10 protein-coding genes are annotated in these 12,613 nt (G+C 69.7%); 5 read left to right on the top strand and 5 right to left on the bottom strand.

Annotated elements, in window-relative coordinates:
- Positions 1–684, top strand: a complete 684-nt coding sequence (gene grpE / locus GGR24_RS09755) for a nucleotide exchange factor GrpE (RefSeq protein ID WP_246398194.1) — start codon at positions 1–3, stop codon at positions 682–684.
- A gap of 7 nt (positions 685–691) precedes the next feature.
- On the opposite strand, the gene GGR24_RS09750 is transcribed toward grpE, so the two are convergent.
- Both GGR24_RS09750 and GGR24_RS09745 read right to left on the bottom strand, forming a co-directional pair.
- On the bottom strand, positions 692–1,534 hold the full coding sequence (locus tag GGR24_RS09750) for a C40 family peptidase (protein WP_183395134.1): 843 nt from the start codon (positions 1,532–1,534) through the stop codon (positions 692–694).
- 34 nt (positions 1,535–1,568) lie between these two features.
- A complete protein-coding gene (locus GGR24_RS09745) occupies positions 1,569–2,933 on the bottom strand; it encodes a leucyl aminopeptidase family protein (protein WP_183395133.1) in 1,365 nt (454 codons plus the stop codon).
- Between the two features lie 154 nt (positions 2,934–3,087).
- Between GGR24_RS09745 and GGR24_RS09740 the strand changes: the two genes are divergently transcribed.
- The 4 genes from GGR24_RS09740 (at position 3,088) to GGR24_RS09725 (ending at position 9,086) form a co-directional block, all read left to right on the top strand.
- Positions 3,088–4,095, top strand: coding sequence for an NAD(P)H-quinone oxidoreductase (locus GGR24_RS09740; protein WP_183395132.1), 1,008 nt, complete (start codon positions 3,088–3,090; stop codon positions 4,093–4,095).
- 174 nt (positions 4,096–4,269) lie between these two features.
- Positions 4,270–6,042, top strand: coding sequence for an N-acetylglutaminylglutamine amidotransferase (locus GGR24_RS09735; RefSeq protein WP_183395131.1), 1,773 nt, complete (start codon positions 4,270–4,272; stop codon positions 6,040–6,042).
- A gap of 40 nt (positions 6,043–6,082) precedes the next feature.
- Complete coding sequence (ngg, locus tag GGR24_RS09730; protein WP_246398191.1) at positions 6,083–7,813, top strand: N-acetylglutaminylglutamine synthetase; 1,731 nt, start codon at positions 6,083–6,085, stop codon at positions 7,811–7,813.
- A 112-nt stretch (positions 7,814–7,925) separates the two neighbouring features.
- Positions 7,926–9,086, top strand: coding sequence for an osmoprotectant NAGGN system M42 family peptidase (locus GGR24_RS09725; protein ID WP_183395129.1), 1,161 nt, complete (start codon positions 7,926–7,928; stop codon positions 9,084–9,086).
- Positions 9,087–9,094: 8 nt separating this feature from the next.
- Here the strand turns inward: GGR24_RS09725 and GGR24_RS09720 are convergent, their stop codons facing one another.
- Genes GGR24_RS09720 through GGR24_RS09710 form a run of 3 tightly spaced genes read right to left on the bottom strand, consistent with a single transcriptional unit; the run spans position 9,095 to position 12,597 of the window.
- The gene (locus GGR24_RS09720; RefSeq protein ID WP_183395128.1) at positions 9,095–10,069 is read right to left on the bottom strand and encodes a type II secretion system F family protein; all 975 of its coding nucleotides are present in this window, start codon (positions 10,067–10,069) and stop codon (positions 9,095–9,097) included.
- Between the two features lie 46 nt (positions 10,070–10,115).
- On the bottom strand, positions 10,116–11,093 hold the full coding sequence (locus GGR24_RS09715) for a type II secretion system F family protein (protein WP_210286141.1): 978 nt from the start codon (positions 11,091–11,093) through the stop codon (positions 10,116–10,118).
- A gap of 25 nt (positions 11,094–11,118) precedes the next feature.
- On the bottom strand, positions 11,119–12,597 hold the full coding sequence (locus tag GGR24_RS09710; protein ID WP_183395126.1) for a TadA family conjugal transfer-associated ATPase: 1,479 nt from the start codon (positions 12,595–12,597) through the stop codon (positions 11,119–11,121).
- Between the last annotated feature and the right edge of the window lie 16 nt (positions 12,598–12,613).

Below are 12,613 nucleotides of genomic sequence, written 5' to 3'. Positions count from 1 at the left end.
ATGGAAGAGCGCGCGATGCCGGACCCGACCTCGCCCGGAAACCCCACGCCAGACGAAGTCAAAAACGCTGACGCCCCCCAGACCGACGAGCAACGCGCCGACGGGACCGTGGAGGCGGAAGTGACGGACGCGGCCGCTGGCGCGGACCGGACGGCCGAGCTCGAGGCCGCAGTCGCGGATCTGCGCGACAGGCTGCTGCGCTCGCATGCCGAGATGGAGAATCTGCGCCGCCGGACCGAGCGGGAGGTCCAGGACGCCAAGCGCTACGCGGTGTCTTCCTTCGCGCGCGATCTGCTGGGCGTGGCGGACAATCTGCGGCGCGCGCTGGAGGCTGCGGCCGCCGCCGGGAAGAGCAGCGCGGACGCATCCGACGACGTCCGCGACCCGGTTTTCGCGGCCCTCGTCGAGGGCGTCGAGCTCACGGAGCGCGAGCTTCAGAAGACGCTCGAGAAGAATGGCGTGAAGAAGCTCGATCCGCGCGGCAAGCCGTTCGACCCGCATCATCATGAGGCCGTGTTCGAGGCCCCGGACCCGAGCGTGCCGTCCGGCACCGTCGTGCAGGTCATGCAGGACGGCTACGTGATCGGCGACCGTATCCTGCGGCCCGCCATGGTGGGCGTCGCCCGGGGCGGCCCGAAACCCGGCGCCGCGCCGGAGACCGCCGGCGTCGATCGGCGGGCCTGAGCGGGGCTCAGCCGAGCCGCCGCACGCTGCTGACCTCGTCGCCCGCCGCACGGATGCGGGCGACGGCCGCGTCCAGCGGTTCGGGCGCGACCGCCATCGCGTGGGCGTTCGCGTGGACGATCGAAGCCGCATCGCGCACCAGCGCGACGTGGCCCTTCCAGAACATCAGATCGCCGCGGCGCGCCTCCTCGAGCGGGACCGCCTTTCCGAGCGCCGCCTCCTGCATGTCCGTGTCGCGGGGCGCCTTGACGCCGCAGGCCGCCAGCGAGAGCTGGACGAGCGCCGAGCAGTCGAGGCCGAGGCTGGTGCGGCCGCCCCACAGATAGGGCGCGCCGATGAAGCGCTCGGCGACGGCGACGGGGTCCGTCTCCAGCGTGCCGAGCGGCGCGAGATGGGCGGCGATCGCATACGCGCCGGTGTCCAGCACCGCGAAGCGTCCTTCCGTCTCCACGACCGAAGCCAGAGCGTTCATGGACAGCGCGTCGACGGGCGGCGCCTTGATGGACGGGATCGGGAACAGCAGCGTCCGGAGCGCCGCCACGCGGTGCGTCACGCCCGGGCCGAGCTCCCCGCTCAGCGCGGCCGACGGCGCATAGCCGACATAGCCGTCGGTCGCGAGCTGGAGCCAGGACCAGCCCTCGAGCTCGTCATAGACCGTGACCTCCTCGCCGAACAAAGCCTCGGTTTCGAGCGGCGCGTCTGGACCCGGCGCCCGCCGGATGCCGACGTGACCGACGGCGACGCGGCGCCGCTCGCCCGCGACGAAGCGCAGCGCCTCGACCTGGCCCTTCAGATGAGCGGCGGCGACGTCCGGCCGCGCGGGGGTGAGACGTGGATCGAGCGGTCCCATCAGCGGTCGACGCTCGTACGCGCGAACGATCCCGTCACCGCCCATACCTTTCCTGAAGGAGCGCTGCGAGCGCGCGCGCGCCCTGCACCTCGCCGCCTTCCGGCCGGCCCGGCCTGGCTGACGGGTTCCAGGCGAAGATGTCCAGATGCGCCCAGACCTTCGCGTTTTCGACGAAGCGGCGCAGGAACAGCGCGGCGGTGACGGAACCCGCGAAGGCCCCGCCCGAGATGTGGTTCACGTCGGCGATCTTGGACGAGAGCAGATCGTCATAGGGGTTCCACAGCGGCAGCCGCCACAGCGGGTCGTGCTGGGCCGCCGCGTGCCGCAGCAGATCCGCGGCGAAGGCTTCGTCGTCGGTGTAGAGCGGCGGCAGGTCGGGGCCGAGGGCGACGCGCGCCGCGCCCGTCAGCGTCGCTGCGTCCACGATGATCTCGGGCGCTTCCTCGTCGGCGAGCGCCAGCGCGTCGGCCAGCACCAGCCGCCCCTCGGCGTCGGTGTTGCCGATCTCGACGCTGAGGCCCTTGCGGCTCGGATAGACGTCGCCGGGCCGGAAGGCGTCGCCGGAGATCGAGTTCTCGACGGCGCCTACGATCAGCCGCAGCCGCACCGGGAGCTTCGCGCCCATGACCATGTCGGCGAGCGCGATCATCGCCGCGGCGCCGCCCATGTCCTTCTTCATCAGCAGCATGCCGGAGCTCGGCTTGATGTCCAGGCCGCCGGTGTCGAAGCAGACGCCCTTGCCGACCAGCGTCACCCGCGGATCGTCCGCCTGCCCCCACCGCAGATCGACGATCCGCGGCGCGCGCGGCGACGCGCGGCCGACCGCGTGGACCAGCGGGAAGTTCTCGTCCAGGAGCGCGTCTCCGACGATCGAGGAGACCTCGGCCCCGTGGCGGGCGGCGAGTTCGCGGATCGCGCCTTCGAGCTCCTCCGGCCCGAGATCGTTGGCCGGCGTGTTGACGAGGTCGCGGCCGAGGAAGGTCGCCGCCACCGTCCGCTCGACCTCTGCGGCGTCCACGGCCTCCGGGAGGGCGATCCGGACCTCCTTGCCCTGCGCCTTGCGGTAGCGCGCGAAGCGATAGGATCCGAGCGCGATGGCGAGCGTCGCAAGGCGCGGATCTGCGACCGCGCCCTCCAGCCGGTATGCGCCGGCCGGCAGCGCGCCCGCGAGCTTGCCGGCCAGGAAAGGATTGCGGCTGCGCGCCTTCGCCCCTTCGATCCCGAAAATCACGCCCTTCAGGCCGCCGGTCTCGTCCGGCACGAGCAGGACGCCGCCGGGACCGACTTCGAAGCCCGTCGCCGCGGCCCAGCCGCGCGCTGCTTCCGGAAGCTCTTCTCCCACGGCGGCGAACCAGATCGGAATCGTGGGTTCGGACGGGGCGGCGAAGATCGGCGGCATCGGCATGTCCTCGGGCGAAACGCGAACCGGCGGCCGTCATCGCATATTTCGCCGCTCCGCGTCATCGCGGTCGCTCCCGGCCTTGCCCTGTCGCGCCGGCCGCGCCACACCCTGTGCCGGATTCCGGACCCCAAGCCCGCGAGAGGCCGCAGCGATGACCGACCTGCCGACCGAGATGACCTATGTGCGCGCCGAAGGCGATGGCGGCCCGGAGGTGCTGGTCCCGGCGCGCGGTCCGCTGCCGACCCCGGGCGAAGGCGAGGTGCTGATCGAGGTCGCGGCGGCCGGCGTGAACCGGCCGGACGTCATGCAGCGCAAGGGGATGTACCCCCCGCCTCCGGGCGCGCCCGAGACGCTCGGCCTCGAGGTCGCGGGTCGCGTGGCCGCGCTCGGCGCGGGCGTGACCGAGCTCAAGGTCGGCGATCAGGTGTGCGCGCTGCTCACGGGCGGCGGCTACGCGGAGTACGCAGTCGCGCCCGCCGCCGTGTGCCTGCCGGTCCCGGAGGGCCTGTCGCTGACCGAGGCCGCGGCGCTGCCGGAAACCTTTTTCACGGTCTGGACCAACGTGTTCGAACGCGCCGGCCTGAAGGCGGGCCAGAGCTTCCTCGTCCATGGCGGGACGTCCGGCATCGGCACCACCGCGATCCAGCTCGCCGTCGCTCGCGGGGCGACCGCCTATGCGACCGCGGGCGGCCCGGAGAAGGTCGCGTTCTGCGAGAAGCTCGGCGCGAAACGGGCGATCGACTACCGCACGGAGGACTTCCAGGCCGTCCTGAAGGAGGAGACCGGCGGCAAGGGCGTGAACGTCATCCTCGACATGGTCGGCGGCGAGTACACCAACAAGAACATCAAGTCCCTCGCCCCCGAAGGCGCGCTGGTGCAGATCGCCTTCATGCAGGGCCCGAAGGTCCAGATCGACCTGACGCCGATCATGCTGAAGCGCCTGACGGTCACGGGCTCGACGCTGCGCGCGCGCCCGGTCTCGCAGAAGGCGTCGATCGCCGAGGCCCTGCGGCGCGAGGTGCTGCCGCTGGTCGCGGCCGGCAAGGTCAAGCCGATCGTGCACGCGACCTTCCCGCTCGAGAACGCCGCCGACGCCCACCGGCTGATGGAGGAGAGCTCGCACATGGGCAAGATCGTCCTCACGACCGCGAAGGCCTGAGCGACGCGGCGCTCTCAGCAGCGTGCCGGCTCCGCCACTTGGCGGGCCCGAATTCGGCGCCCGACGCTGGGCTGGCGCCCAGCATTTGGGCCTGCCCGGGGCGCCGGGCAGACTCGCTTTTCTCGCCTTCCGCCTTAGCTGCACTGCACTAAGAGAACGGGAACGCGACGAGAAATGTGTGGAATCTGCGGTGAGGTGACCTTCCTCGGCCAGCCGGCGTCGGTGGAGTCGGTCATGGCGATGACTGGCTGCATGACGGCCAGGGGGCCGGACGGCGACGGCGTCGTGGCGCGCGGCCGCGTCGCCTTCGGGCACCGGCGGCTGAAGATCATCGACCTCAGCGAGAAGGCCGAACAGCCGATGGTCGATCCGGCCCTCGGCCTGACCATCGTGTTCAACGGCTGCATCTACAATTACAAGGAGCTCAGGACCGAGCTCGAGGCCAAGGGCTTCGTCTTCTTCTCCGACGGCGACACCGAGGTGATCAGCAAGGGCTGGCGGGCCTGGGGGACCGAGCTGCCGAAGAAGCTCTTCGGGATGTTCGCGATCGCGATCCACGAGCGCGACACCGGCCGCGTGATCCTCATCCGCGACCGGCTCGGCATCAAGCCGCTGTACCTCTCCGAGGGCGCCGGCCGGCTCCGGTTCGCTTCTTCGCTGCCTGCCCTGCTGCGGGCGGGCGGCGTCGACACCTCGATCGATCCGGTCGGGCTCAACGCCTACATGACGTTCCACTCGGTCGTGCCGGCCCCGCGCACGATCCTGTCCGGCGTGCGGAAGCTGCCCCCGGCGACGCTGCGGATCTACGAGCCGGACGGCCGCACCAAGGAGGAGGTCTACTGGACCGTTTCGTATGAGCGGTCGGCCGCCGACGTCGCCCGGTCCTTCGACGAGTGGCGCGAGATGGTCCACGGCTCGCTCAGGACGGCCGTCGCCCGCCGCATGGTCGCGGACGTGCCGGTCGGGGTGCTGCTGTCGGGCGGGGTCGACTCGAGCCTCGTCGTCGCGCTGCTGGCGGAGCTCGGCCACAACCACATCGAGACCTTCTCGATCGGCTTCGAGGCGCGCGGCGGCGAGGAAGGCGACGAGTTCAAGTACTCCGATCTGATCGCGGAGCGCTTCGGCACCACGCATCACAAGATCTCCATCGAGGAGAGCCGGATGCTCGACGCGCTGCCCGGCGCGATCGACGCAATGTCGGAGCCGATGGTGAGCCACGACTGCGTGGCGTTCTATCTGCTGTCCGAAGAAGTCCGGAAACACCTCACCGTCGTGCAGAGCGGCCAGGGCGCGGACGAGATCTTCGCGGGCTACCACTGGTACCCGAAGGTCGCGGCCGCCAACGATCCCGCCGGCGCCTACGCCAAGGCGTTCTTCGATCGCGACCACGGCCGCTTCCTCGCCCACGTGACCGAAGAGTATGCCGGCGCCGACCACGCGCGCGCCTTTGTCGAGGAGCATTTCGACATGCCGGGGGCGCCTGACGCCATCGACAAGGCGCTTCGGCTCGACAGCACCGTGATGCTGGTCGACGACCCGGTGAAGCGCGTCGACAACATGACCATGGCCCACTCGCTCGAGGCGCGCGTGCCGTTCCTCGACCATGAGCTGGTGGAGCTCGCGGCCCGGATTCCGGGCGAGCACAAGCTCGCCGACGGCGGCAAGGGGGTGCTGAAGGACCTCGCGCGCCAGGTCGTGCCGCGCGAGGTGGTGGACCGGCCGAAGGGCTACTTCCCGGTTCCGGGGCTCAAATATCTCGAAGGCAAGACGCTGGAGATGGTGCGCGACGCGCTGAGCAGCGAGGCCGCCCGGTCGCGCGGCCTGTTCCGGCCCGACTATCTCGCGGCGCTGTTCGCCGATCCCAAGGGCCACATCACGCCGCTCAAGGGGTCGGAGCTATGGCAGTGCGCGCTGCTCGAGGTCTGGCTGCAGACGCACGGCGTCTGAATCCCCGGCGCGCAAGACTGGAAGACGAGGACTCATGCTCATGACGCTATCGCCCGCGAACCGCGATCCGGCCGCAGGCGAGCGGGTCGCGCCGCACGACGGCGCCCGCGCGAACGCCATCGTGGATTGCGGCTGGGGTCGGTTGCTCTTCGGACAGACGTTCGGGGACCCGGCCGCCCTGGCCGACGAGCTGCGAGAGGAAGGAGCGGACCGCCGCGACATCGCGGTCTATGTCGACGACCCGCACGTGCTGCTCGCTCAGGCGCCGCTCGAGCTGTTCCTCGACCCCTCCCACATGTTCCGCCTGGATCTGTCGAGCTACCGGCCCTCGAAGCGCGGCCAGCGGGCCTTCGCGGTGCGTCCGATCGAGACCGGGGTGGACATCGACTCGGTGAACCGCATCTACGCCGCCCGCCAGATGGTCTGCGCCCCGCCGGACTTTTACGAGCGGTCGCGCGACAGCGAGGAGCTGGTTCACCTCGTGGCCGTCGACGCGCGATCGAACGAGGTCATCGGCACCGTCATGGGCGTCGATCACGCGGCGGCCTTCGGCGATCCGGAGAACGGCGCCTCGCTTTGGTGCCTCGCGGTCGATCCGCAGGCCCGCCATCCGGGCGTCGGCGAGACCCTGGTCCGGCGGCTGGCCGAGCTCTTCCAGAAGAGAGGCCGCCAGTCGATGGACCTCTCGGTCATGCACGACAACGAGCTGGCCATTGCGCTCTACGAGAAGCTGGGCTTCTTCCGCGTCCCGACCTTCTCGGTGAAACGCCGGAACTACATCAACGAGCGGCTGTTCGTGGGCGATCCCGCCGTCGACGGCCTCAACCCCTACGCCAAGATCATCGTCGACGAGGCCCGCCGGCGCGGGATCGGGGTCGAGGTGGTCGACGCCGAGGGCGGCTTCTTCCGGCTAACGCACGGCGGGCGATCGATCCTCTGTCGGGAGTCGCTGAGCGAGCTCACCAACGGCGTCGCGATGTCGATCTGCGACGACAAGGCCGTGACGCGCCGGACCGTGGCGCGCGCTGGCGTGATCGTTCCGGACCAGATCGAGGCCGGCGACCCGGAACAGCTCTCTTCCTTCCTCGCCGAGCACGGTTCCGTGGTGGTGAAGCCCGCCCGGGGCGAGCAGGGGCGCGGCATATCGGTCGGGCTGGAGACGATCGAGGAGGTCGAGCGCGCGGTCGAGCGAGCCCGGGCCTATTGCGACCGCGTGATCATCGAGAAGAAGGCCGAGGGCGACGACCTCCGCCTCATCGTGATCGATTTCAAGCTCGTCGCGGCGGCGATCCGACGGCCCGCGCAGGTGGTGGGCGACGGCCGGACCGCGATCCGCGACCTGATCGCCGCGCAGAGCCGCCGCCGCTCCGCCGCGACCGGCGGCGAAAGCTCGATCCCGATGGACGAGGAGACCGAACGCGCGGTCCGCACCGCGGGGTTCTCGCTCGACGACATCCCTGCCGAGGGCCAGGCCGTCACCGTGCGCAAAACCGCCAACCTGCACACCGGCGGCACCATCCACGACGTCACCGGCATCGTTCACACGCGCCTCGTGGAGGCGGCGGTGACGGTGGCGCGCGCGATCGACATTCCGGTGGTGGGCGTCGACTTCATCGTACGCTCGCCGCGCGAGCCGGACTATGCGTTTATCGAAGCCAATGAGCGGCCCGGGCTCGCCAATCACGAGCCGCAGCCGACGGCGGAGCGGTTCGTGGACCTGCTGTTCCCGCTCTCGATGCCGGCGGCCGCACGCCGCGTCGGGCGAGGCTAGAATCACGCGATTCCGACCGGAGGCGACCGTCCGCGGGAGCTCCATCGCGCTCCGTGGTAAGACGGCGCCCTCCGATTCGTCCGCATGACACCCCAGCCGGCCCAGAGATCCCATGCCGCGTCTTGACGTCGACATCGACTATCTCTCCGAGCAGCTCCGCGGGCTGCTCAAGATCCCGAGCCCGAGCGGCTTCACGGACAGCATCACGCATGCGGTCGTGGACGAGCTGGTCCGGCTCGGCGTCGAGCCTGAGGTGACCCGCCGCGGGGCGATCCGGGCCAAGCTTACGGGCAAGGCCAGGAACCCGTCGCGCGCGCTGATCGCGCATCTGGACACGCTCGGCGCCCAGGTGAAGCTGCTGAAGCCCAACGGTCGCCTCGAGGTCGTGCCGATCGGCCACTGGTCCGCGCGGTTCGCCGAAGGCGCGCGCTGCACGATCTTCACCGAACAGGGCGCCTACAGGGGCTCGATCCTGCCGCTCAAGGCTTCGGGCCACACCTTCGGCGACGACGTCGACACGCAGCCGACCGGGTGGCCCCATGTGGAGGTCCGGGTCGACGCCCTCGTGCGCGACGTCGCCGATCTGCAGCGTCTCGGGTTTCACGTCGGGGACGTGGTGGCGATCGACGCGCAGGCGGAGTTCCTCGACAATGGCTTCATCGTCTCGCGCCATCTCGACGACAAGGCCGGGGTCGCCATTCTGCTGGCGACGCTGAAAGCCGTGATCGAGTCGGGCGTGAAGCCGCCGGTCGACACCTGGTGGGTGCTCTCCATCGCCGAGGAGGTCGGCGTCGGCGCCTCCGCGGTGCTGCCGAATGACGTCGCCGCTATGGTGACCATCGACAACGGCACGACCGCTCCGGGGCAGGCGAGCGATGAGTTCGGCGTCACGATCGCGATGGCGGACCAGACCGGCCCCTTCGACTACCACCTGACGCATGACCTGATCCGGCTGGCGCGCGAGCACGACATCCGCCACCAGCGCGACGTGTTCCGCTACTACCGCTCCGACAGCGCCTCAGCCATCGAGGCCGGGGCCGACGTGCGGACGGCGCTCGCCACCTTCGGCGTCGACGCGAGCCACGGCTATGAGCGCATCCACATGCATGCGCTGCGCTCGCTCGCGGAGCTGATGACCGCCTGGGTGACGAGCCCGATCGAGATCAAGCGCGACGCCAAGCCCCTCGGTTCGATCGAAGGCTTCCCGCACCAGCCCACCGCGCCGGCCGAGCCGGACATCGAGCCCGCCGAAGAGCTTCCGCCGCGCGAGTAGCGTTCCGGCTACTTGACCGCCATCACCTGGATGTAGGCGGGCCCGAGGATCACGATGAAGATCACGGGCAGGAAGAACACGATCATCGGGACCGTGAGCTTCGGCGGCAGACCGGCCGCCTTCTTCTCGGCGTCCGCCATGCGGGTGTCGCGGCTGTCCTGGGCGAGGACGCGAAGCGCCTGCCCGATCGGCGTGCCGTATTTGTCGGCCTGGATCAGCGCCGTGCCGACCGCCTTGACGTTGTCGAGTCCGGTGCGCAGGCCGAGATTCTCATAGGCCAGCCGGCGATCCTGCAGATAGGCCATCTCGGCCATGGCGAGCGTCAGCTCCTCGGCGAGCGGCACCGATTGGGAGCCGATCTCGTCCGCCACCTTGCGGAACGCCGCCTCGATCGACATGCCGGACTCGACGCAGATCAGCATCAGGTCGAGCGCGTCCGGAAACGCCTTCTTGATCGAGCTCTGGCGCTTCTGCGTCTGGTTCTTGAGGAACAGCTCCGGCGCCTTGACGCCCAGATAGGTCGCGAACACGACGCCGCCGACGCGGAGCAGCGGCGAAAGGCCGAAGTCGTTCACGACGAAGAGATAAAACAGCGCGACGGCCAGGAAGACGAGCGGCGCCACCAGGCGGAAGAACAGGAAGGCCACCATCGCGCTCTGCCCGCGATAGCCGGCCGTCTGCAGCCGCTCCTTGGCGTCCTCCGTGCCAAGATGCTTCGCCAGATTGAACTGGCTGACGATGTTCTGCATGTAGGCCTTCGGCTCGCGCTTCAGGCTCCGGCGTTCGCCGCGGGCAAGCCGCTCGCGCTCGCGCGCCCGGATCTTCGAGCGCTCCGTCGCGACGGCCTTCATGCGCTTGTCGAGCGGGTTGCCGGCCAGCAGCGGCATCGCGAAGGTCAGCACCGTCGCGATGGCGGCGACGGCGGCGAGCAGCGCGGCCATCGCGTGCGGATCGTTAATGGTCCTGAAGATCTGCTCGACCATCTGCCGGTCCCCGTTGCGCGCCGCGCCGTTATCCGCCGATGGCGGCCTAGAAGTCGAAGTTGATCATCTTCCGCATGACCAGGATGCCGGCCAGCATCCAGGCGGCGGACAGCACGAGCATCGCGCGGCCGATCCCGGTGTTCCACATCAGCTCCATGTAGCTCGGGCTGGTGTAGGAGATCGCCCCGATGGTGATCAGCGGCAGCGCGCCGATGATCGACGCGGAGGCCTTCGCCTCCATGCTGAGCGCCTGGATCTTCTGCTTCATCCTCTTGCGGTCGCGCAGCACCTTCGAGAGGTTGCCGAGCGCGTCCGAGAGACTGCCGCCGGCCTTCGACTGGATCGCGATCACGATGCCGAAGAAGTTGGCCTCGGAGACCGGCATGCGCTCGTAGAGCTTGCTGGCGGCGTCCGCGAGCGGGATGCCGACGGCCTGCTCCTCGACGATCTTGCGGAACTCCGACTTCACCGGCTCCTGCGCCTCGTTGGCGACGATGCGGATGCAGTCGCCGAGCGGGAGGCCCGACTTCAGGCCGCGCAGGATGACCTCGACGCCGTTCGGAAGCTCGTTGAGGAACTTGTTGATGCGCCGCTTCTTGAGGAACGACAGCATCCAGCGCGGCGCGCCGAGGCCGCCGACGAAGCCGAGCGCCGCGGCGATCCGCCAGTCCGCGGTGGCCATGAGCGCCCCGAACGCCAGAGCGGCGCCTGTCGCGGCGCTCAAAATGTAGAACCGCTCCTTGGACCAGCTCAGCCCGGACTGCGCGATGCGCATCTCGAGCGACGGCCTGTTGATCCGCTTCTGCCGCTCGTCGAGCGCCTTCAGACTGTCCGCGACCTGACCGCGCCGCAGACTGTCCGCGGCCACCGCCGGCGAAACGCTGCGCCGACGGTCGAGCCCGACCATCTTCTGGCGCTTCTCGAGCCGGGCCGCGCCGGAGAGATAAGGGTAGAGCAGCGCGTAAGCCGCTCCGGCGGCAGCGATGCCGGCGAGCAGGATGACGGCGAGATTGGACGGGATCATCATCGCGCGGCGTCCCTCGGCGGCGTCATGCGACGCGTGTCGCGGCGTCGGCGTCCATCGCGTCGATGGCGGCGGCCAGCCTGTTCTCCTCGCCGAAATAGCGCGCGCGCTCCCAGAACCGGGGGCGACCGATGCCCGTCGAGCGGTGCCGGCCGATCAGCCGCTTGTTCGAGTCCTCGCCGAGGATGTCGTAGAGCATGATGTCCTGGGTGATGATGACGTCGCCCTCCATCCCCATCACCTCGGTGACATGCGTGATGCGGCGCGAGCCGTCGCGCAGACGGGAGGCCTGGATCACCACGTCCACGGAGGTCGTGATCATCTCCCGGATGGTCCTCGAAGGCAGCGAATAGCCGCCCATCGTGATCATGCTTTCGAGACGCGACAGGGCCTCGCGCGGCGAGTTCGCGTGCAGCGTGCCCATCGAGCCGTCGTGGCCGGTGTTCATCGCCTGCAGAAGGTCGAACGCCTCCGGTCCGCGCACTTCGCCCACGATGATCCGTTCCGGACGCATGCGCAGGCAGTTCTTGACGAGATCGCGCATCGTGACCTGCCCCTCGCCTTCGAGGTTCGGCGGCCGTGTCTCGAGGCGCACCACGTGCGGCTGCTGCAGCTGGAGCTCGGCCGCGTCCTCGCAGGTGATGATGCGCTCGTCCTCGTCGATGTAGCGCGTCAGGCAGTTGAGCAGCGTCGTCTTACCGGAGCCGGTGCCGCCCGAGATCAGCACGTTGCAGCGAACCCGGCCGATGATCTTGAGGATCTCGGCGCCTTCCGGGCTGATCGAGCCGAACCGGACGAGCTGGTCGAGCGTCAGCTTGTCCTTCTTGAACTTGCGGATGGTGAGCGTCGGCCCGTCGAGCGCGAGCGGCCCGACGATGACGTTGACGCGGGAGCCGTCCGGCAGGCGCGCGTCGCAGATCGGCGAGCTTTCGTCCACGCGCCGGCCGACCTGGCTGACGATGCGCTGGCAGATGTTCAGCAGCTGCGCGTTGTCGCGGAACCGGACATGGGTGTTCTGCACCTTGCCCTGGACCTCGATGTAGGTCCGCTCCGCGCCGTTCACCATGATGTCGGCGATGTCGTCGCGCGCCAGCAGCGGCTCGAGCGGCCCGTAGCCGAGGACGTCGTTGCAGATGTCCTCGAGCAGCTCCTCCTGCTCGGCGATCGACATCACGACGTTTCGGATCGCGATGATCTCGTTGACGATGTCGCGGATTTCCTCGCGCGCGCTTTCGGTGTCGAGCCGCGCGAGCTGCGCGAGGTCGATCGCCTCGATCAGCGCGCCGAAGATCCTGCTCTTCGTCTGAAAGTAGTCGTCCGAGCGCCTCGCCTCGGACGGCGAAGGCGGCGGCGGCGCCGATCGCGGGTCCGGCTGCTGCGCCACTGCCGGAGCCGGCGCGATCGGGGCGACGGGGATCAGGGGCGCGCCGAACTCGCCATTGCCAGAGGTGCGGCCGAAGCCGCCCGCTGGAGGCGTGACCGTGGACCCACGCTTTCCGAACATCGTTCGCTCCGCTCGC

It is taken from the genome of Hansschlegelia beijingensis (assembly GCF_014196425.1).
GTDB classification, from domain to species: domain Bacteria; phylum Pseudomonadota; class Alphaproteobacteria; order Rhizobiales; family Methylopilaceae; genus Methylopila; species Methylopila beijingensis.
This window is presented reverse-complemented; position numbering and strand designations above follow the sequence as displayed.

Bases quoted from the DNA above. Each gene is read 5' to 3' on its own strand.
- GGR24_RS09725 (WP_183395129.1), top strand. From the start codon at position 7,926: ATGCCGCGTCTTGACGTCGACATCGACTATCTCTCCGAGCAGCTCCGC.
- GGR24_RS09735 (WP_183395131.1), top strand. From the start codon at position 4,270: ATGTGTGGAATCTGCGGTGAGGTGACCTTCCTCGGCCAGCCGGCGTCG.
- GGR24_RS09745 (WP_183395133.1), bottom strand. From the start codon at position 2,933: ATGCCGCCGATCTTCGCCGCCCCGTCCGAACCCACGATTCCGATCTGG.
- GGR24_RS09715 (WP_210286141.1), bottom strand. From the start codon at position 11,093: ATGATCCCGTCCAATCTCGCCGTCATCCTGCTCGCCGGCATCGCTGCC.
- GGR24_RS09720 (WP_183395128.1), bottom strand. From the start codon at position 10,069: ATGGTCGAGCAGATCTTCAGGACCATTAACGATCCGCACGCGATGGCC.
- ngg (WP_246398191.1), top strand. From the start codon at position 6,083: ATGACGCTATCGCCCGCGAACCGCGATCCGGCCGCAGGCGAGCGGGTC.
- GGR24_RS09710 (WP_183395126.1), bottom strand. From the start codon at position 12,597: ATGTTCGGAAAGCGTGGGTCCACGGTCACGCCTCCAGCGGGCGGCTTC.
- grpE (WP_246398194.1), top strand. From the start codon at position 1: ATGGAAGAGCGCGCGATGCCGGACCCGACCTCGCCCGGAAACCCCACG.
- GGR24_RS09750 (WP_183395134.1), bottom strand. From the start codon at position 1,534: ATGGGACCGCTCGATCCACGTCTCACCCCCGCGCGGCCGGACGTCGCC.
- GGR24_RS09740 (WP_183395132.1), top strand. From the start codon at position 3,088: ATGACCGACCTGCCGACCGAGATGACCTATGTGCGCGCCGAAGGCGAT.